Consider the following 19576-nt stretch of genomic DNA (forward strand, 5'->3'; position numbering starts at 1 on the left):
TCCTGTCTCCTGAGAGATTCAAAATTTGCGCGCGATAATAGCATAATTCAAACGGCTGCCAGCCACTTCCGCCAGCTCGCCTGCACCAGCGCGCGCGCTTTACTAAAACACGTCTGCGCCACATGGCCGGGAAGCTCCTGCAATGCCAGGTGGTGTAATTCATCGCGCAGCGTGGTGTAGGCTACGGTCAGCGCCTGCGCCTCATGTTCATCCATAATGCCGTTTTGCGCCAGAAGCGCCAGAATGCGCACGTTATCAGACCAGCGCGTTAATTTAGGGTTTTCATGAGCGTAGCGCAGTACCAGATATTGCGCGATAAACTCAATATCCGTAATGCCGCCCTCATCGGCTTTGATATCAAAGCGATCGCGATGCTTATTGCCGAGATGCGCCCGCATTTTCTCGCGCATCTCACGCACTTCGGTTTGCAATGTCTTACCGTCACGCGCCGCCGTCAAGATAGTGTGGCGTACCGCATCAAACTGTGAGGTAAGCTGCGGGTCGCCGTAGACCACGCGAGCGCGAACCAGCGCCTGATGTTCCCACGTCCAGGCCTCATTCTGCTGATAATCGGCAAATGCCTCCATGGAGGTCACCAGCATTCCCGCCGCGCCGGAGGGACGCAGCCGCGCATCCACCTCATACAAAATGCCGGAAGAGGTACGCGTGCTGAACAGGTGCATAATGCGCTGCGCCAGCCGCAGATAAAACTGCCGCCCGTCGATTTCACGTTGGCCGTTAGTCATGACATCCATCGGGCAATCATGCAGGAAGATCAAGTCCAGATCGGAACCGTAGCCGAGCTCCCATCCGCCCAACTTGCCATAGCCGACAACCGCTAAGCCTCGTCCCGAACGTTCGTCCAGATGCGTTGGCTGACCATACCGCGCGACCATTTGTGTCCACGCTTGCTGCACGACAGCGTCAATCATCGCCTCCGCCAGCCAGGTGAGGTGATCGCTCACTTTCATTACCGGTAGCGTACCGGTAATATCCGCCGCCGCTATTCGCAAAAGCTGCGCCTGTTTAAACTGGCGCAATGCCTCCAGTTGCTGCTCTTCGTCCTCTTCCGGTACTCGCAGCAAATATTGCCGTAATTCGTCACGATAGGCGTCAGTGGCGGTTGGCTGATAAAGCGTGCCGGGGTCCAGCAGTTCATCAAGCAACAACGGATAACGCGCCAACTGGCTCGCAATCATTGGCGAGGCGGCACAAAGCGTAATCAGGTGTTTAAGCGCGCCGGGAAACTCGCTTAGCAGCTCCAGATACGTGGTACGCGTGGCAATCCCCGCCAGCAACGGCATAATACGCGATAACGTAACGGCGGCGTCTTCCCGGGAGCAGACGTCGGCGAGCAAATGCGGCATCAGTTGGTCCAGTACCAGCCGTCCACGCGGACCGATAGGGCGTTTATCCAGTTCCTTACGGAAGTCAGCGATCAAGGTCAAAACCTGTTGACGAGCGTCACGGGTCAAATGCGCCAGCACCGGCGTCGAGTCATCCTCCTGGAGCGCATCCTGCCATACTTCACGCCACGGTTCCGAAAGCGCTTCCTCCTGCGGAGTATCATTTTCATCATCGCCAATCAATTCGTTGAATACGCGACGTACGTTAGCCATATGTTCCGTCAACTTGTCAACAAGCTGCGGCCAGCTATCTGAATGCATTCCCCAGGCCAACCGCGCCCGATTCAGATCGTCGCCTGGCAGCGTTTGCGTCTGTTCGTCGTTGATGCTTTGCAGGAGGTTTTCCAGACGACGCAGAAACAGATAAGCCGAACGCAGTTGCGCCACATCGCGCTCAGGCAGCAGATGCAGCATGGCGATTGCTTTTAATGTTGGCAATAACGAACGCGACTGTAACGACGGCTCACGTCCGCCGCGAATCAACTGGAACACCTGAACGATAAACTCGATTTCACGAATACCGCCCGCGCCAAGTTTAATATTGTCTTTCAACCCCCGTCGACGCACTTCGCGGGCGATCATCCCTTTCATATTGCGCAGCGACTGGATGACGCTGAAATCAATATAGCGACGGAAGACGAAGGGTCGCAGCATAGCGCGCAATTCACGAGACCAGGCGTCGTCGTTGTCGCCCATGATCCGCGCTTTCACCATCGCATACCGTTCCCAGTCGCGCCCCTGTTCCTGATAGTAATCTTCCAGCGCAGCAAAACTCAGCACCAGCGGACCGCTGTCGCCAAACGGCCGCAGACGCATATCCACACGATAGACAAAGCCATCCATCGTGGGTTGATCCAGAACTTTGATCAGCCGCTGCCCCAGACGCGTAAAGAACTGGGCGTTGTCGAGCTCACGACGTCCCCCCTGGGTTGAACCATGTTCCGGCCAGGCGAATATCAAATCGATATCAGAAGAAAAATTCAGTTCACCGCCGCCCAGCTTGCCCATGCCTAAAATCAGCAGAGGTTGCGGAACGCCCTGCAGATTACAAGGCGTTCCCCACTCGCGGCAGCAGGCGGCATACAGCCAGTCGCGCGCGCCTATGATGAGCGTCTCCGCCAGATGGCTTAACTGCTGTAAAATATGCTCGTCCTCCACCAGCGACAACGCCTGCGCCCAGGCGATGCGTACCATGATGCGACGACGAAACAGCCTCAGTTCGCGCATCAGTGAGATTTCATCACAGACCTCTGCCAGAGTTTCCTGTAACCACGCAGCATAGTGTCGCCATTCATCGGCCTGTGGCGATGCAGATTCCAGCCCGGCAAGCCACTCAGGATGCGCGGCCACGCTATCCAGTACAAAATCGCTAAATGTAAGTACTGACTTCGCCTGTGCGCTAAGCGATGTCTCGGTAAACTGTGCCGGCAGGCGCTCAACCACGGTCTGCCAGTACTGCGGTAAAGGTGAAGAGAGCAACGTCATTCAGGGGATGTCCTTTAAATAATGCCGGATGGCGGCGTTGCGCCTTATCCGGCCTACAAGCCCGTATACCGCAAGCTTGATAAGCACAGCGCCATCAGGCCTTTTTACGACTCAGGTTATCGTTTTCCGCTATGCAACCAGAACGGTTGCTGATTAATAGCCTCATTGCGGAAATGCTCAATTTCAATGTGTTGCCCGGTAATAATGGCGTGACGCAGTCCTTGCCAGTTTCCCAGCCATGCCTGAGCGACCACAGCATCATAATATCCCGCCAACAGTAAAACGCTGTCGATATCGCGCGTCAAACGAGGCACCTGATCGCGATACCTGTCACCCAGCGGTTGTCCAAAAACACCTTTCAATTCAGCGGCATGGCGAGAAAGGTGGATATCAGCGAAACGCTTAAAAGAGTCGGCCATTTTGGTCTGCGCTTTCGCATCCAGAAAAGGCTGCCAGGCTTTTGTCACCAGCCATTCCGTCAACGCCAGTTTCGCCATCGCCGTTGGCGTACTGTAAACGGCAGTGACGGCAGATACCGCAGATGCCATCGTAGCTTCCGCCTGAGTGAGTAAATCACGTAAGTGAGTACTCGCTTTACGCGGCACAATACCGCCAAAGAGCATTAAGGTATGGCGTACCAGCCCCATAGCCTCCAACATGTGCTCTTTCGCCGATTCGTCGCCCCGTAGCCAGAGTTCTTCATGGTACTGCCACTGTGACAACGCCAGCTCCAGCGAGGCCTCCAGTCCTTGTTCCACATTGGCTTTCGCAGCAACCTGTAGTATTGCCGTTGGTTTATTCCCTCGCGGCGCATTGCCCTGCGCCAGATGATAGCCTCTCGCCGCCTTACTCAGGCTCCCCTGGCGTAAACCGGTTTGCGACACCAGTTGCTTCGCCAGCTTTAATACGGCGCGTGTATCGCCGCTAAGCAACTCAAGCTCCAGCTCACAAATCGGTTCGGCAAATTCGCCAGCGTTGACATCGCCCAGATCGAGCGCAATTTCAATCGTGCTGCCGTCAACATCAAGGCGCCATTTTTCACGGTAAAAGTCGGTGCTAAACAACGGGCGTACGCTGGAAGCCAGTCCGGCGGGCAATTCACCGCCAGGCCAGACGTCCTGCGGAAGCTGCGTCAGATCCAGAACGGGTTCGCTTAGCGTGACATTGTATTCCGGACGCTGATGCAACCCGCCCGTCACCCGTCCGGCTGTTTTCATGGTCATTTCATAGCGACCATTTTCCCCGCGAATACGCAGCCCCATCTCATGGCGGCGTAACCAGTTATCCGGCGTTTCGTAGTAGATATTCAGCAACTGGCTGGGCGCGTAATGCTCGCCGCCGAGTGTATGTAGATGACTACGCAGCGAATCTACGGCGTCGTGATTGACGATAAACTTTAATTCGATTTCCTGAGCCATGGCCTGTACTTATTGGTTATGTCACATATGGGAAGATTACTGGCGAACTTACCCGCATTATTTTTGTCAGTAGATAGTATTTTGCGCCAAATTGCCATGCAACGGTCAATTTGACGGGCGTAAAAATTTGACGCAGCGGCAAAGATGACACGGATGATTCCGATTGATGTCGACTGCTTTGCGTAGCGACACTGATGCCGTTACTATCGTTCCACTTTATCTGACAATAACGACAGCCTGATGCCAAAATTACGCCTGATTGGACTAACTTTACTTGCGCTTAGCGCCACCGCCGTCTCCCATGCTGAAGAGACGCGCTATGTTTCTGACGAACTAAATACCTGGGTCCGCAGCGGTCCGGGAGATAATTATCGCCTTGTGGGCACTGTCAACGCTGGCGAGGAGGTCACGCTCTTACAGAGTGATGCTAACTACGGTCAAATCAAAGACAGTTCCGGTCGTACGGCCTGGATACCGTTAAAAGAGCTGAATACCACGCCAAGTTTGCGTACCCGCGTGCCGGATCTGGAAAATCAGGTCAAAACGCTGACGGATAAACTCAACAATATTGATACCACGTGGAATCAGCGCACCGCCGACATGCAGCAGAAAGTGGCGCAAAGCGATAGCGTCATCAACGGACTGAAAGAAGAGAACCAGAAGCTGAAAAACGAGCTGATTGTGGCGCAGAAAAAAGTCAGCGCCGCGAATCTACAACTGGATGACAAACAGCGCACCATTATTATGCAGTGGTTTATGTATGGCGGCGGCGTGTTAGGCATTGGTTTACTGTTAGGACTGGTGTTGCCGCATATGATCCCAAGCCGTAAACGCAAAGACCGCTGGATGAACTAAATCGCCTTCTCCGCCGCACTGTCTTATCATTAGAGGATGATCGTTTTTAAAAGGAAAGTGGCGTGAAGATTTATCTGGTCGGTGGTGCGGTTCGGGATGCGTTGTTAGGGCTACCGGTTAAAGATAAAGATTGGGTCGTTGTCGGCGCCACGCCGCAGGAGATGCTCAACGCGGGCTACCAACAGGTAGGCCGTGATTTTCCTGTGTTTCTCCATCCGCAAACACACGAAGAATACGCTCTGGCGCGTACCGAGCGCAAATCAGGCGCCGGGTATACGGGTTTTACCTGCTATGCCGCGCCGGACGTCACGCTGGAAGCCGATCTCCAGCGCCGCGATCTCACTATTAATGCTCTGGCGCGCGACGATGACGGGCTGATTATCGACCCCTACCACGGACGCCGGGATCTGGAGGCGCGTCTGCTGCGCCATGTTTCTCCCGCGTTTAGCGAAGATCCGTTACGCGTGTTGCGCGTGGCGCGTTTTGCCGCTCGCTATGCCCACCTGAGTTTCCGGATCGCCGATGAAACGCTGACGCTGATGCGCGAGGTGACCAGGGCCGGTGAGCTGGAGCACCTGACGCCGGAGCGGGTATGGAAAGAGACGGAAAACGCGCTTACTACCCGCAATCCGCAGGTCTATTTTCAGGTATTGCGCGACTGCGGTGCCCTGCGTGTCTTGTTTCCGGAAATTGACGCCCTGTTTGGCGTACCCGCGCCAGCGAAGTGGCATCCGGAAATTGATACTGGCATCCATACGCTGATGACACTGTCGATGGCGGCAATGCTCAGTCCACAGGTGGATGTGCGTTTCGCCACACTTTGCCACGATCTCGGTAAAGGCCTGACGCCGAAAGCCCTCTGGCCACGTCATCACGGTCACGGTCCGGCTGGCGTGAAACTGGTAGAACAATTATGCCAGCGTTTGCGCGTCCCCAACGATTTGCGTGATTTAGCCAGACTGGTGGCCGAATTTCACGATCTTATTCATACCTTTCCCATTTTGCAGCCGAAGACGATTGTGAAGCTGTTCGACGCTATTGACGCATGGCGTAAGCCGCAGCGTGTTGAGCAGATTGCGCTGACCAGTGAAGCCGACGTTCGTGGACGCACAGGCTTTGAAGCGTCAGATTACCCGCAGGGGCGCTTACTGCGCGAAGCGTGGCTGGTGGCGCAAGCGGTACCTACGAAAGACGTTGTTGAGGCAGGATTCAAAGGCGCGGAGATCCGCGAAGAACTGACCCGACGCCGGATCGCGGCGGTAGCCCACTGGAAAGAGAAGCGCTGCCCGAAGCCTGTCAGCTCAACACCATCCGGTAGATAAACCGGAGGCAGGATGGCAGAACAACGCCATCCTGCACGGTTAGTTATCAGAAGAACACCACGTAAACGGCAGCCGCCACCACAAAACGGTAAATCGCAAACGGAATAAACGAGATACGCTTAATCAGTTGCAGGAAAGTTTTGATAGCAATCAGCGCCACCACAAACGCCGTCACAAAACCCACTGCGAACATCGGAATATCCGCTACGGTCAGGAATGACCAGCTTTTATAGAGGTCCAGAACCGTGGCGCCCATCATCATCGGCACCGCCAGCAGGAAGGAGAACTCGGAGGCAGCGTAACGACTGACGCCCATCAGCATCCCACCGGAGATCGTCGCCCCGGAACGTGAGAAGCCTGGCCACAGCGCCAGACACTGGAAGCAGCCAATTATAAACGCCTGACGATAGGTCATATCATCCAGCCCTGGCGCGCGCGGCTCTTTCGGCTTCAGGCATTCCGCAGCAATCAGCAGTACCCCCCCCACCACCAGTGCGTACATCACATTAATCGGGTTGAATAACGACTTAATTGTGTCATGAAAGATCAGTCCCAGCACCACCGCCGGAATCATACCCAGCAGAATATGGATCAGCGTTAAACGACCTTTACTTTCACCTTCGCGTTGCAGCGGGCGGCCAAAGTGAATACCGATCAGACCAAACAACCGCCGCCAGAACATCACCACGACCGCCAGGATAGACCCCAGTTGAATCACCACTTCGAACGTCTTAGCCGTCTCGCCCTCAAACCCCAGCAGATGCCCCACAATAATCATATGGCCCGTGCTGGATACCGGCAAAAACTCCGTCAATCCTTCGACCACACCCAAAATTGCCGCTATCAGCAGCGAGTGCATATCGTTCATCAATAAACCCCTAAAATGAAAAACACAGCAAAAATGGATCTCGCGTTAAGACCCATATATACCCGTTTGGTTTAAAAAATATAAAATTATTTATTTTTATTTCAGATTATTGCCACGCTCAATAATTACCCCTACGTTCGCCGCGCGCGCGACGGCGCCAGGCTTGCTCAGTTTGATGCGAACCCACGGAGAATTGAATCGGCTAAGTAGCAGATCCGCCACCTCTTCCGCCACCCTTTCCACCAGCGCGAAACGCGCGCCTTCGACATGATTTATCACCGTGTCGGCGATATCCGCATAGCTTAAGCAATCGGCGACATCATCACTTTTCGCTGACTTACGGTTGTCCCACGCCATTTCGATATCAAACACCAGTTTTTGCTCGATAGTCTGTTCCCAGTCGTAAACACCGATAGTGGTGATTACCGAAAGTTGCTCTATAAATACAATATCCATCACGACCTGCCTGCTTTTTGGCTAACCCGGATACCACTTCCGGTGAAATGTGCGTATTATCCACAGAAGTAGCGAATAAAACGACATTTTCAAAACGGAACAGCTTATGAGTGCAATCGCGCCTGGAATGATCCTCTTCGCGTACCTCTGCGGCTCAATTTCCAGTGCCATTCTGGTTTGCCGCATCGCTGGCCTGCCCGATCCGCGTGAGAGCGGCTCCGGCAACCCGGGCGCGACAAATGTATTACGAATCGGTGGCAAGGGAGCAGCTGTCGCGGTACTCATTTTCGACATCCTGAAAGGTATGCTGCCTGTCTGGGGCGCGTATGCGTTAGGCGTTACCCCTTTCTGGCTGGGACTTATCGCCATTGCCGCTTGTCTGGGACATATCTGGCCAGTGTTCTTCGGATTCAAAGGCGGCAAAGGTGTTGCCACCGCTTTTGGCGCGATTGCGCCAATTGGCTGGGATTTAACCGGTGTGATGGCGGGTACCTGGCTGCTAACGGTGCTGTTAAGCGGTTATTCATCATTAGGCGCCATTGTCAGCGCGTTAATTGCGCCGTTTTACGTCTGGTGGTTCAAACCGCAGTTCACCTTTCCGGTGTCCATGCTGTCATGCCTGATTTTGCTGCGCCATCATGACAATATCCAGCGACTGTGGCGCCGCCAGGAGACGAAAATCTGGGCGAAGCTGAAAAAAAAGCGCGAGAAAGATCCAGAGTAATTTGTTGCCATACCGTGGCCGGATAAGGCGAAGTCGCCATCTGGCCATTTACATCGCCGGATGGCGCCACAAAGCATCTTATCCGGCTACAACACCTGATAACCTTCATCGGGCTTGCCCAGCCGTTGCTGACACCAGGCGGCTAAAAACTCCACGCAAACCCGAAGCTTCACGCTGCGGTAAAGCGGCTCCCGATATACCGCCCAGATATTGGCGCTTTGCGCGTAGTCCGGTAACACGCGCACCAGTTCTCCGCTCTGTAAAAAGGGCTGCACATCCCACTCAGAACGCAACATGATGCCTTTGCCTTCCAGCGCCCACTGCAACACAATTTCCCCGCTGTTGGAAGAAAGATGTCCGCTCACCTTCACCGATTTTTTTTGCTGACCGTTGCCGAGTTCCCAAATACCCTGTGTCATATCGCGCTCTTTTGTCACCAGACAATCGTGCCGGATTAATTCCTGCAATGTTTCCGGCGCGGTATATTTTTGTAAATAAGTGGGTGAAGCACATAATATTCTTTTATTCTTCGTTAACAGATGTGCAATATAATAATCAGGAATATCGTCATTAATACGTATATCTAAATCGATGTTATCCTGTACTAAATCGATTTGTCGATCGAACAGTTCAAAATGCACCTGTAATTCAGGATAGTTACGCATTAATTCAGTAATTGCGGGAGCAATATAACTGCGACCAAAACCAAAACTACAGCCAATACGGATCATCCCCACCGGACGCGATTTAAGCTGCGTCACCTCATCCACCAACCGCTGATATTGCGTGAGAATATGCATCGCTTGTTCATAACAGCGTTGTCCACTTTCTGTTAACGCCACCCCTCTGGCTGAGCGATTCAGCAAGGTTGTCGCCAGCGTCGCCTCCAGAATTTGTACACGCTTGGTCACAAACGCTGGCGTCTGGCCCAGCGCTGCTGCCGCCGCGCTGAAGCTACCGCTATGAACGATTTCTACCAGCACCTGCAAATCTTTGGCTAAAGGATAGCTATGCAACATGTTCAGGTTATCCCGCATTTTGATAGCCGCAGTGTAAATCCTACCGTGTATTTAATCTCTGCTTTAGCGCAATTTTCGTCGCCTTTTCCTGCTTGATTCACGATCTGTTAATTACATATACACACTGACAAAAATATAAAACCTTATTTTTAGTGATAGTTTATACGCAGAATTTATTTCCAGCTAAATAAAACTCCTGGAGTTGACATAATGAGCAATGAAAATAAACAGAAGGCGATAAGTACGCTGACAGAAATTGTCGCTCAGTTTACTGCAATGATATCCACCCGGATGCCTGACGACGTCGTTGATAAATTAAAACAGCTGCGGGATACCGAAACATCAAAGATGGGACAAATTATCTACCACACGATGTTCGACAATATGCAAAAGGCTATCAATCTGAACCGTCCGGCCTGCCAGGACACTGGTGAGATCATGTTTTTTGTTAAAGTCGGTTCCCGCTTCCCGCTGCTGGGCGAGCTGCAAAGCATTCTAAAACAAGCGGTGGAAGACGCAACGGTAAAAGCGCCGCTGCGCCACAACGCGGTAGAAATTTTTGACGAAGTGAATACCGGTAAAAATACCGGCAGTGGCGTACCGTGGGTCACCTGGGACATCATCCCGGACGGCGACGACGCGGAAATCGAAGTCTACATGGCAGGCGGCGGCTGTACCTTACCGGGGCGCTCCAAAGTGCTGATGCCGTCTGAAGGCTATGAAGGCGTAGTGAAATTCGTCTTCGAAAATATTTCCACGCTGGCGGTCAACGCCTGCCCGCCGGTACTGGTTGGGGTGGGGATCGCCACCTCCGTTGAAACCGCCGCCGTGCTGTCGCGTAAGGCGATTCTGCGTCCAATCGGCACCCGCCATCCAAACCCGAAAGCCGCTGAACTGGAGCTGCGCCTGGAAGAAGGGCTTAACCGTCTGGGCATTGGCCCACAGGGTCTCACCGGCAATAGTTCGGTGATGGGCGTGCATATCGAATCCGCCGCACGTCACCCGTCCACCATTGGCGTCGCCGTTTCTACCGGCTGCTGGGCGCACCGTCGCGGTACGCTGCTGGTCCATTCTGACCTCTCCTTCGAAAACCTGTCTCACACCCGGAGCGCGTTATGAAAAAAATCCTGACAACCCCGATCAAAGCCGAAGATCTGGAAGACATTCGCGTTGGCGATGTGATTTATCTGACCGGTACGCTGGTGACCTGTCGCGACGTCTGCCACCGTCGTTTGATCGAGCTTAAGCGCCCAATTCCTTACGATCTGAACGGTAAAGCGATTTTCCACGCCGGGCCGATCGTGCGTAAGAACGGTGAAAAATGGGAAATGGTTTCCGTCGGCCCAACCACCAGTATGCGTATGGAAGCCTTTGAGAAAGAGTTTATCGAGCAGACCGGCGTCAAACTGGTGGTCGGTAAAGGCGGCATGGGGCCGCTCACCGAAGAAGGCTGTCAGAAATTTAAAGCGCTACACGTAATTTTCCCGGCAGGCTGCGCGGTGCTGGCGGCAACGCAGGTTGAAGAAATTGAAGAGGTGCACTGGACCGAACTAGGGATGCCGGAATCGCTGTGGGTTTGCCGGGTGAAAGAGTTTGGCCCGCTGATCGTTTCGATCGATACCCATGGTAATAACCTGATCGCCGAAAACAAAAAACAGTTCGCAGAACGTCGCGGCCCTATCGTGGACGAGATTTGCGAACACGTTCACTACATCAAATAACCTTCCCGGAGAGGCGCTTCGCCTCTCCCCTTTCGCAGGTATACAACAATGGTACCTTTAGCTGCCTGGTGGCGATATCTGGCGCCTCTGCTGGTCATCGCTATTATTGCTGTTCTGCCCGTTCCCGTTGGCCTTGAGAGCCATACCTGGCTCTACTTTGCCGTCTTTACCGGCGTAATTGTGGGATTGATTCTGGAGCCTGTACCCGGCGCGGTCGTGGCGATGATTGGCATTTCCATCATCGCCATTCTGTCGCCCTGGCTGCTGTTCAGCCCGACCCAACTCTCTCAGAACGGGTTTAAATTTACTGCCAAAGCGCTGTCATGGGCGGTGTCAGGATTCTCAAACTCGGTGATCTGGCTGATTTTCGCCGCCTTTATGTTCGGTACGGGCTATGAAAAAACCGGACTGGGCCGACGGATAGCGCTAATCCTGGTGAAAAAGATGGGCCACCGCACTCTGTTTCTCGGCTACGCGGTCATGCTATCGGAACTGATTCTTGCCCCGGTTACACCATCCAACTCAGCGCGCGGAGCCGGGATCATCTACCCCATCATCCGTAACCTGCCGCCGCTCTACAATTCCCAGCCTAACGATACCAGTGCCCGCTCAATAGGCTCTTACATTCTGTGGATGGGGATTGTCGCCAACTGCGTGACCAGCGCGATTTTCCTGACGGCGATGGCACCGAACCTGTTACTGATTGGCCTGATGAAAGGCGCATCGCATATGTCGCTAAGCTGGGGCGACTGGTTCCTGGGCATGCTGCCGCTGAGTATCCTGCTGGTGCTCATCGTGCCGTGGCTGGCCTACGTGCTGTACCCGCCAATGCTGAAATCAGGCAACCAGGTGCCCGAATGGGCCAGTGCGGAATTAAAAACAATGGGCCCGCTCTGCTCACGCGAAAAGAGAATGCTGGTGCTGATGGTTGGCGCGCTGGTGCTGTGGATTTTTGGCGGTGACTATATTGATGCAGCGATGGTCGGCTACAGCGTCGTCGCGCTGATGCTGGTATTACGCATTATCTCCTGGGATGACATCATCAGTAATAAAGCGGCGTGGAACGTCTTCTTCTGGCTGGCCTCGCTGATTACCCTGGCCACCGGACTCAACAATACCGGCTTTATTGGCTGGTTCGGCAAGCTGTTGGCGGACGGTTTAAGCGGCTATTCCCCAACCATGGTAATGGTCGCGCTGATCATGGTGTTTTATGCCTTACGCTACTTCTTTGCCAGCGCCACCGCCTACACCTCCGCGCTGGCACCGATGATGATTGCCGCCGCATTAGCGATACCGTCCATCCCGCTACCGGTATTTTGCCTGATGGTGGGGGCCGCCATTGGTCTGGGCAGCATTCTGACGCCTTACGCGACAGGGCCCAGCCCGATTTATTATGGCAGCGGCTATTTACCTACAGCCGACTACTGGCGGCTGGGGGCAATTTTCGGTCTGATCTTCCTGGTATTGCTACTGATAACCGGGCTGGTGTGGATGCCGCTGGTGTTATTGTAACCCTATTGGGGCGGCATGACGTCGCCCCTTTGTTCGACTTTACGCCGCAGGCAGCTCAGCCAGCGGCCAACGCGGACGGACAGTTACGCCGAGATCTGCCGTGACGCCGGCTTTAAAGCGCACCATTCCGGCGTAGGCAATCATCGCGCCGTTATCGGTACAGAATTCAGGACGGGCGTAAAAAACCTCACCACGACGCTTTTGCATCATCTGTGCAAGCGCAGCGCGCAGCGTACGGTTAGCGCTCACGCCTCCCGCCATCACCAGGCGTTTAAAGCCGGTTTGGTCCAGCGCACGTTTGCACTTGATCATCAGCGTATCAACAACCGCATCTTCAAACGCGCGGGCGATATCCGCCCGTGTCTGGTCATCATCACCATTGCTGCGAATAGTATTGGCAGCGAAGGTTTTCAGGCCAGAGAAACTGAAATCCAGCCCCGGGCGATCGGTCATCGGACGCGGGAAGACAAAACGCCCCTCTGTGCCCTGTGACGCCATTTTCGACAGCATCGGGCCACCGGGATAATCCAGCCCCAATAGTTTGGCGGTCTTATCAAACGCTTCACCAGCAGCGTCATCAATCGACTCTCCCAGCAGCTCATACTGCCCGATTCCGGTCACGCTAATGAGCTGCGTATGTCCACCGGATACCAGCAGCGCCACAAACGGGAATGCAGGGGGATTATCTTCCAGCATCGGGGCCAGCAGATGCCCTTCCATATGGTGTACCGGAATCGCCGGCACGTCCCAGGCAAAGGCCAGTGAACGTCCCACCGTCGCGCCGACCAGTAGCGCGCCAACCAGCCCCGGCCCCGCCGTATAAGCCACTGCATTAATATCGGCCGCCGCCAGATCAGCTTCTTTTAATGCCGCCTGAATCAGCGGCACGGTTTTACGTACATGGTCGCGGGAAGCCAGTTCAGGCACCACGCCGCCGTAGTCAGCATGTAATTTCACCTGACTATACAATTGGTTGGCTAGCAGACCTTTTTCGTCGTCGTAAATGGCGATGCCGGTTTCATCGCAGGATGTCTCAATACCCAGTACACGCATGACTTGTTTTACCTCACTCTGATACCGCGCAGTGTAGGACCAATGCGGGTTGATGTAAAACTTTGTTCGCCCCTCGAGTTCGGCTCGTGTATACTCCTCACCCTTATAAAAGTCCCTTTCAAAAAAGGCCGCGGTGCTTTACAAAGCAGCAGCAATTGCAGTAAAATTCCGCACCATTTTGAAATAAGCTGGCGTTGATGCCAGCGGAAAACCGAATTAATCAAAGGTGAGAGGCACATGCCGGTAATTAAAGTACGTGAAAACGAGCCGTTCGACGTAGCTCTGCGTCGCTTCAAGCGTTCCTGCGAAAAAGCGGGTGTTCTGGCGGAAGTTCGTCGTCGTGAGTTCTATGAAAAACCGACGACCGAACGTAAGCGCGCTAAAGCTTCTGCAGTGAAACGTCACGCAAAGAAACTGGCTCGCGAAAACGCACGCCGTACTCGTCTGTACTAATCTTTTGAGAGCGGACGGCTCTCAATTCAGACCGAGTTGTAGTTGTAAGGCCGTGCTTCCGAAAGGAATGCGCGGCTTGTTTTCGTTTATGCATTAGCATATACACAAAATCATTCATGCAGCATCCAGGCGGCAAAAGAGTGACAACTTCGTCAGGAACGAATTTGTACAGTTGAAGGTTGTCTCTGGTAAGGAACAAGAATGTTCCTCATATCCCCGGCGCTTACACAAACCAGTGGCAGGGGTGAACGAGCGCAGCCAATACGGAGGCAGCCTGGAGGATGACGTGTATAAAAGGGGCATATGGCTGGACGAATTCCACGCGTATTTATCAATGACCTGCTGGCGAGAACCGATATCGTCGATTTGATCGACGTGCGCGTAAAACTCAAGAAACAGGGCAAGAACTATCACGCGTGTTGTCCATTCCATAATGAGAAAACCCCTTCTTTCACCGTAAACGGTGAAAAACAGTTTTACCACTGCTTTGGGTGCGGTGCGCATGGCAATGCTATCGACTTTTTGATGAATTACGACAAGCTCGAATTTGTCGAAACTGTTGAAGAGTTAGCGGCTATGCATAACCTGGAGATTCCCTATGAAGCAGGCACCGGGCTTAGCCAGATAGAGCGCCATCAGCGGCAAAATCTCTATCAGTTGATGAATGGGTTAAATGACTTTTATCAGCAGTCGCTTGCTCATCCTGCAGCAAAACCGGCGCGCGACTATCTGCAAAAGCGTGGCCTGAGCGCTGAAATTATCCAGCGTTTCGCCATTGGCTTCGCGCCGCCAGGCTGGGATAACGCGTTAAAGCGTTTCGGTAATAATAGCGATAACAAGGCATTATTGCTGGATGCCGGGATGCTGGTCAATAACGAGCAGGGTAGCACTTACGATCGTTTCCGTAATCGGGTGATGTTCCCTATCCGGGATAAACGCGGCAGGGTGATTGGTTTTGGCGGGCGGGTACTGGGTAACGACACGCCGAAATACCTTAACTCTCCGGAAACCGACATTTTTCATAAAGGCCGCCAGTTATATGGCCTTTATGAGGCTCAGCAATATCATGCTGAACCGCAACGTTTACTCGTTGTCGAAGGTTATATGGATGTCGTGGCGCTGGCGCAATACGACATTAACTATGCGGTCGCCTCGCTGGGCACCTCAACCACGGCAGACCATATGCATATGTTATTCCGGGCGACAAACAATGTGATTTGCTGTTACGACGGCGACCGGGCAGGCCGCGATGCGGCCTGGAGAGCTCTGGAAACAGCAATGCCGTATATGACCGACGGCAGGCAGGTACGCTTTATGTTTTTACCTGACGGCGAAGACCCGGATACGCTGGTGCGTAAAGAAGGCAAGGCCGCTTTCGAAGCGCGGATGGAGCAGGCGCAGCCTCTCTCTACGTTTTTATTTAATAGCCTCCTGCCGCAGGTAGATTTAAGCTCGCCGGATGGCAGCACGCAGTTAGCCGCGCTGGCGCTGCCGCTCATTAATCAGGTGCCCGGCGACGCGCACCGTATTCAGCTACGCCAGACGCTGGGACTGAAGTTAGGCATTTTCGATGATAGCCAGCTTGATCGATTAGTGCCAAAACAGGCGGAAAGCAGCGTTTCCCGCCCGGCTCCGCAGCTAAAACGCACGACCATGCGTATACTAATAGGGTTACTGGTGCAAAATCCGGATCTCGCGCCGCTGGTACCGCCCTTAGACGCGCTGGATCAAAATAAGCTGCCCGGACTTGGCTTATTTAAAGAATTGGTCAAAACTTGTTTGGCTCAGCCAGGCCTTACCACCGGGCAACTTCTGGAACTCTACCGTGGCACAAATGATGCTGCGACCCTTGAAAAACTATCGATGTGGGACGATATAGCAGATAAGGCGATTGCCGAAAAAACCTTTACCGACTCACTCAACCATATGTTTGATTCGCTGCTGCAACTGCGACAAGAAGAGCTGATCGCTCGCGATCGCACTCACGGTTTAAGCAGCGAAGAACGCCGGGAGCTCTGGACGTTAAACCAGGAACTGGCCAAAAAATGAATTTAACGGCTTAAGTGCCGCATATCGATCGGGAAGCCCCCGACAGCCGCAGTGAGAGGCAGCGGCCAAAATATAAGTATGCCCTCGCTTTAAATGTCGGCAGTTATACCGTCGACACCAATCAAACGAATAAGTGTGGATACCGTCTTATGGAGCAAAACCCGCAGTCACAGCTGAAACTTCTTGTCACCCGTGGTAAGGAGCAAGGCTATCTGACCTATGCCGAGGTCAATGACCATCTGCCGGAAGATATCGTCGATTCCGATCAAATTGAAGATATCATCCAAATGATCAACGACATGGGTATTCAGGTGATGGAAGAAGCGCCTGATGCCGATGATCTGCTGCTGGCTGAAAATACCACCAGCACCGATGAAGATGCGGAAGAAGCTGCTGCACAAGTTCTGTCCAGTGTTGAATCTGAAATCGGTCGTACGACTGACCCGGTACGCATGTACATGCGTGAAATGGGCACTGTTGAACTGTTGACCCGGGAAGGCGAAATCGACATCGCTAAACGCATCGAAGACGGGATCAACCAGGTTCAGTGTTCTGTTGCCGAATACCCGGAAGCGATTACCTACCTGCTGGAACAGTACGATCGCGTTGAGGCTGAAGAGGCTCGCCTGTCTGATCTTATCACCGGCTTTGTTGATCCGAACGCGGAAGAAGAGATGGCGCCGACCGCCACTCACGTCGGTTCGGAGCTCTCCCAGGAAGACCTGGACGATGACGAAGACGAAGATGAAGAAGACGGCGATGATGACGCGGCCGATGATGACAACAGCATCGACCCTGAGCTGGCACGCGAAAAATTCGCTGAACTGCGTGCGCAATACGTCGTCACGCGCGACACCATTAAAGCGAAAGGCCGCAGCCATGCCGCCGCCCAGGAAGAGATTCTGAAGCTGTCGGAAGTGTTCAAACAGTTCCGCCTGGTACCGAAGCAATTCGATTACCTGGTGAACAGTATGCGGGTCATGATGGACCGTGTACGCACTCAGGAACGTCTGATCATGAAGCTCTGCGTCGAGCAGTGCAAAATGCCGAAGAAAAACTTTATCACGCTGTTCACAGGCAACGAAACCAGCGAAACCTGGTTCAACGCCGCCATCGCAATGAACAAACCGTGGTCGGAAAAGTTGCACGACGTAGCGGAAGAAGTACAACGCTGCCTGCAAAAACTGCGTCAGATTGAAGAAGAAACCGGCCTGACCATCGAACAGGTGAAGGACATCAACCGTCGCATGTCCATCGGGGAAGCGAAAGCCCGCCGTGCGAAGAAAGAGATGGTTGAAGCGAACTTGCGTCTGGTTATTTCTATCGCCAAGAAATACACCAACCGTGGTCTGCAGTTCCTTGATCTGATTCAGGAAGGCAACATTGGTCTGATGAAAGCGGTCGATAAGTTTGAATACCGCCGTGGTTACAAGTTCTCCACCTACGCCACCTGGTGGATTCGTCAGGCGATCACCCGCTCTATCGCGGATCAGGCGCGCACCATCCGTATTCCGGTGCATATGATTGAGACCATTAACAAGCTCAACCGTATTTCCCGCCAGATGCTGCAAGAGATGGGCCGTGAACCGACGCCGGAAGAACTGGCCGAGCGTATGTTGATGCCGGAAGATAAAATTCGTAAAGTGCTGAAAATCGCTAAAGAGCCGATTTCCATGGAAACGCCGATCGGCGATGATGAAGATTCGCATCTGGGTGATTTCATCGAGGATACCACCCTCGAGTTACCGCTGGACTCCGCTACCACGGAAAGCCTGCGCGCCGCCACACACGATGTTCTGGCCGGCTTGACCGCCCGTGAAGCGAAAGTGCTACGTATGCGTTTCGGTATCGATATGAACACTGACCATACGCTGGAAGAAGTGGGTAAACAGTTCGACGTAACCCGCGAACGTATCCGTCAGATCGAAGCGAAAGCGCTACGTAAGCTGCGCCATCCGAGCCGGTCTGAGGTGTTGCGCAGCTTCCTGGACGATTAATTCGCTGTACATGCCTAAACGCCACTGCAAAGTGGCGTTTTTTTATCTGTCCTGTGATAGCATTTTTACGGATGCAGCGCGAGCGCCTTATCTGGCTTGCAGAATTTCTATACCGTATGAGAAATCGCTTCCTCATCAACATTGCTATAGCCCACGCATAATTAGCGCCTGGTCCAGCTCTCGATAAGCCTCAACCAATTTTTCCGTTTTAATACGGTTTAAACCGCTGGGATTTGGCAATACCCAAACCGTCGTCGCGCCAATGGTGATCTTCTGTTTCCCCCAGGCGATACCGCGCTGGCTGAATCCCTGCTCAAAAGCCTGCTTCCCAAGAACTGCCAGCGCTGCGGGCTGATAATCTTCAATTTTTTCAATCAAGCTTCGTCCACCGCTACGTAGCTCATGCAACTTTACCTCATTCGCTTGTACGGTTGGCCGGTCAACTAATTTCGTTACGCCGCAACGAAAATCCAGTAATTTTTCAGCTTCCTCCGGTTTCAGCTGTCGATCGGTGAAACCGGCCAAATGGATAACTTTCCAGAAACGATTCGCAGGGTGAGCGAACGGAAAGCCGGTATTCGCCGAGGAGAGCCCCGGATTAATGCCACAAAAAACCACCCGTAGCCCTGGTGCCAGTATGTCCTTAACCATCATTACTCCTGAGCAATACAACGTTATTTAAGTATAACGGGTTGAAAACACATTGTTTATAAAAACAGCACCCGCACGGTTAAGTCTGGATTGCATCGTAAAGTTACATTATAATCCATCGCCACGGCCCCTTAGCTCAGTGGTTAGAGCAGGCGACTCATAATCGCTTGGTCGCTGGTTCAAGTCCAGCAGGGGCCACCAAATTTTAGCTTTAAAATCATACAATTAAGCCACTCTAAAGAGTGGCTTTTTTGTTACCTCATTTTCGAGTGGCGATAAAATGGCGGTGGATTTTTTACCGCCACTTTACTGAGGGCATAAAAAAACCCGCACGCGGCGGGCATTTAGCGAAAATTTATCAGAGCCACAATGGTCGCTGACCACCAACAGTCGGGTGCGGCGGTGCCGGGTCGATGGATCCCGGAGTAACAATAAAGCGTTCTATCGTTTCCATTGTCATAAACGTACAACTGCAGTTGATATTCTGGCACTGGTGGTAGCGCTCTTTCGTATTTTCGGTTAGATAGCGGCTTGTTCGCGCATGTGCGGCATGATGGCACTTCGGACAATGAAACATAACCCACCTC

Annotated in this window: 17 protein-coding genes and 1 tRNA gene; 10 read left to right on the forward strand and 8 right to left on the reverse strand. The window is 53.1% G+C overall.

Annotated elements, in window-relative coordinates; translation table 11 throughout:
• Nucleotides 1–47: 47 nt before the first annotated feature.
• Together glnE and SBG_RS14445 are read right to left on the reverse strand one after the other, a co-directional pair.
• Entirely contained in the window at nucleotides 48–2891 is a 2844-nt protein-coding gene (gene glnE, locus SBG_RS14440) for a bifunctional [glutamate--ammonia ligase]-adenylyl-L-tyrosine phosphorylase/[glutamate--ammonia-ligase] adenylyltransferase (RefSeq protein WP_000173804.1), read from the reverse strand.
• Between the two features lie 116 nt (nucleotides 2892–3007).
• Nucleotides 3008–4309 carry a CYTH domain-containing protein gene (locus SBG_RS14445; protein ID WP_000046235.1) on the reverse strand — a complete coding sequence of 434 codons (1302 nt, stop codon included), beginning with the start codon at nucleotides 4307–4309 and terminating at the stop codon, nucleotides 3008–3010.
• Between the two features lie 240 nt (nucleotides 4310–4549).
• Between SBG_RS14445 and SBG_RS14450 the strand changes: the two genes are divergently transcribed.
• Nucleotides 4550–5164 (forward strand): TIGR04211 family SH3 domain-containing protein, encoded by a 615-nt coding sequence (locus tag SBG_RS14450; protein WP_001125344.1) that lies wholly within the window; start codon nucleotides 4550–4552, stop codon nucleotides 5162–5164.
• A 62-nt stretch (nucleotides 5165–5226) separates the two neighbouring features.
• Nucleotides 5227–6486 (forward strand): multifunctional CCA addition/repair protein, encoded by a 1260-nt coding sequence (locus SBG_RS14455; RefSeq protein ID WP_000708462.1) that lies wholly within the window; start codon nucleotides 5227–5229, stop codon nucleotides 6484–6486.
• A gap of 46 nt (nucleotides 6487–6532) precedes the next feature.
• On the opposite strand, the gene bacA is transcribed toward SBG_RS14455, so the two are convergent.
• Both bacA and folB read right to left on the reverse strand, forming a co-directional pair.
• Nucleotides 6533–7354: an undecaprenyl-diphosphate phosphatase gene (gene bacA, locus SBG_RS14460; protein ID WP_000999219.1), complete on the reverse strand. Its 822-nt coding sequence runs from the start codon at nucleotides 7352–7354 to the stop codon at nucleotides 6533–6535.
• Between the two features lie 96 nt (nucleotides 7355–7450).
• Nucleotides 7451–7810: a bifunctional dihydroneopterin aldolase/7,8-dihydroneopterin epimerase gene (folB, locus tag SBG_RS14465; RefSeq protein ID WP_000355774.1), complete on the reverse strand. Its 360-nt coding sequence runs from the start codon at nucleotides 7808–7810 to the stop codon at nucleotides 7451–7453.
• Between the two features lie 106 nt (nucleotides 7811–7916).
• Here folB and plsY point away from each other — a divergent pair, with 106 nt between their 5' ends.
• Complete coding sequence (gene plsY / locus SBG_RS14470) at nucleotides 7917–8534, forward strand: glycerol-3-phosphate 1-O-acyltransferase PlsY (protein WP_001272783.1); 618 nt, start codon at nucleotides 7917–7919, stop codon at nucleotides 8532–8534.
• Nucleotides 8535–8620: 86 nt separating this feature from the next.
• On the opposite strand, the gene ttdR is transcribed toward plsY, so the two are convergent.
• Entirely contained in the window at nucleotides 8621–9553 is a 933-nt protein-coding gene (ttdR, locus tag SBG_RS14475; protein WP_015703018.1) for an L-tartrate utilization transcriptional activator TtdR, read from the reverse strand.
• 207 nt (nucleotides 9554–9760) lie between these two features.
• Here ttdR and ttdA point away from each other — a divergent pair, with 207 nt between their 5' ends.
• The 3 genes from ttdA to SBG_RS14490 are packed head-to-tail and all read left to right on the forward strand — an operon-like array spanning nucleotide 9761 to nucleotide 12786.
• Complete coding sequence (gene ttdA / locus SBG_RS14480; protein ID WP_024135119.1) at nucleotides 9761–10672, forward strand: L(+)-tartrate dehydratase subunit alpha; 912 nt, start codon at nucleotides 9761–9763, stop codon at nucleotides 10670–10672.
• Nucleotides 10669–11274: a L(+)-tartrate dehydratase subunit beta gene (gene ttdB, locus SBG_RS14485; RefSeq protein ID WP_000722944.1), complete on the forward strand. Its 606-nt coding sequence runs from the start codon at nucleotides 10669–10671 to the stop codon at nucleotides 11272–11274. The genes ttdA and ttdB overlap by 4 nt, the downstream gene beginning before the upstream one ends.
• A 48-nt stretch (nucleotides 11275–11322) precedes the next feature.
• Entirely contained in the window at nucleotides 11323–12786 is a 1464-nt protein-coding gene (locus tag SBG_RS14490; RefSeq protein ID WP_000249001.1) for an anion permease, read from the forward strand.
• Between the two features lie 39 nt (nucleotides 12787–12825).
• Here SBG_RS14490 and tsaD read toward each other — a convergent pair whose 3' ends face one another.
• Nucleotides 12826–13839 carry a tRNA (adenosine(37)-N6)-threonylcarbamoyltransferase complex transferase subunit TsaD gene (gene tsaD / locus SBG_RS14495; RefSeq protein WP_001264346.1) on the reverse strand — a complete coding sequence of 338 codons (1014 nt, stop codon included), beginning with the start codon at nucleotides 13837–13839 and terminating at the stop codon, nucleotides 12826–12828.
• A 237-nt stretch (nucleotides 13840–14076) separates the two neighbouring features.
• On the opposite strand from tsaD, the gene rpsU reads away from it, so the two are divergent.
• The 3 genes from rpsU (at nucleotide 14077) to rpoD (ending at nucleotide 18338) form a co-directional block, all read left to right on the forward strand.
• On the forward strand, nucleotides 14077–14292 hold the full coding sequence (gene rpsU, locus SBG_RS14500; RefSeq protein ID WP_001144069.1) for a 30S ribosomal protein S21: 216 nt from the start codon (nucleotides 14077–14079) through the stop codon (nucleotides 14290–14292).
• Between the two features lie 303 nt (nucleotides 14293–14595).
• A complete protein-coding gene (dnaG, locus tag SBG_RS14505; protein ID WP_000918858.1) occupies nucleotides 14596–16341 on the forward strand; it encodes a DNA primase in 1746 nt (581 codons plus the stop codon).
• A 14-nt stretch (nucleotides 16342–16355) separates the two neighbouring features.
• Entirely contained in the window at nucleotides 16356–18338 is a 1983-nt protein-coding gene (gene rpoD, locus SBG_RS14510) for an RNA polymerase sigma factor RpoD (protein WP_001120167.1), read from the forward strand.
• 144 nt (nucleotides 18339–18482) lie between these two features.
• Here rpoD and mug read toward each other — a convergent pair whose 3' ends face one another.
• Nucleotides 18483–18989 (reverse strand): G/U mismatch-specific DNA glycosylase, encoded by a 507-nt coding sequence (gene mug / locus SBG_RS14515; protein WP_000237774.1) that lies wholly within the window; start codon nucleotides 18987–18989, stop codon nucleotides 18483–18485.
• 125 nt (nucleotides 18990–19114) lie between these two features.
• Between mug and SBG_RS14520 the strand changes: the two genes are divergently transcribed.
• Nucleotides 19115–19190: transfer RNA gene (locus SBG_RS14520), tRNA-Ile, on the forward strand.
• A 157-nt stretch (nucleotides 19191–19347) separates the two neighbouring features.
• Here SBG_RS14520 and SBG_RS14525 read toward each other — a convergent pair.
• Nucleotides 19348–19566: a DNA-binding transcriptional regulator gene (locus tag SBG_RS14525; protein ID WP_000468307.1), complete on the reverse strand. Its 219-nt coding sequence runs from the start codon at nucleotides 19564–19566 to the stop codon at nucleotides 19348–19350.
• Between the last annotated feature and the right edge of the window lie 10 nt (nucleotides 19567–19576).

The organism is Salmonella bongori NCTC 12419, from assembly GCF_000252995.1.
GTDB classification, from domain to species: domain Bacteria; phylum Pseudomonadota; class Gammaproteobacteria; order Enterobacterales; family Enterobacteriaceae; genus Salmonella; species Salmonella bongori.

Bases quoted from the DNA above. Each gene is read 5' to 3' on its own strand.
- glnE (WP_000173804.1), bottom strand. From the start codon at position 2,891: ATGACGTTGCTCTCTTCACCTTTACCGCAGTACTGGCAGACCGTGGTT.
- SBG_RS14445 (WP_000046235.1), bottom strand. From the start codon at position 4,309: ATGGCTCAGGAAATCGAATTAAAGTTTATCGTCAATCACGACGCCGTA.
- SBG_RS14450 (WP_001125344.1), top strand. From the start codon at position 4,550: ATGCCAAAATTACGCCTGATTGGACTAACTTTACTTGCGCTTAGCGCC.
- bacA (WP_000999219.1), bottom strand. From the start codon at position 7,354: ATGAACGATATGCACTCGCTGCTGATAGCGGCAATTTTGGGTGTGGTC.
- folB (WP_000355774.1), bottom strand. From the start codon at position 7,810: ATGGATATTGTATTTATAGAGCAACTTTCGGTAATCACCACTATCGGT.
- plsY (WP_001272783.1), top strand. From the start codon at position 7,917: ATGAGTGCAATCGCGCCTGGAATGATCCTCTTCGCGTACCTCTGCGGC.
- ttdR (WP_015703018.1), bottom strand. From the start codon at position 9,553: ATGTTGCATAGCTATCCTTTAGCCAAAGATTTGCAGGTGCTGGTAGAA.
- ttdB (WP_000722944.1), top strand. From the start codon at position 10,669: ATGAAAAAAATCCTGACAACCCCGATCAAAGCCGAAGATCTGGAAGAC.
- SBG_RS14490 (WP_000249001.1), top strand. From the start codon at position 11,323: ATGGTACCTTTAGCTGCCTGGTGGCGATATCTGGCGCCTCTGCTGGTC.
- tsaD (WP_001264346.1), bottom strand. From the start codon at position 13,839: ATGCGTGTACTGGGTATTGAGACATCCTGCGATGAAACCGGCATCGCC.
- rpsU (WP_001144069.1), top strand. From the start codon at position 14,077: ATGCCGGTAATTAAAGTACGTGAAAACGAGCCGTTCGACGTAGCTCTG.
- dnaG (WP_000918858.1), top strand. From the start codon at position 14,596: ATGGCTGGACGAATTCCACGCGTATTTATCAATGACCTGCTGGCGAGA.
- mug (WP_000237774.1), bottom strand. From the start codon at position 18,989: ATGGTTAAGGACATACTGGCACCAGGGCTACGGGTGGTTTTTTGTGGC.
- SBG_RS14525 (WP_000468307.1), bottom strand. From the start codon at position 19,566: ATGTTTCATTGTCCGAAGTGCCATCATGCCGCACATGCGCGAACAAGC.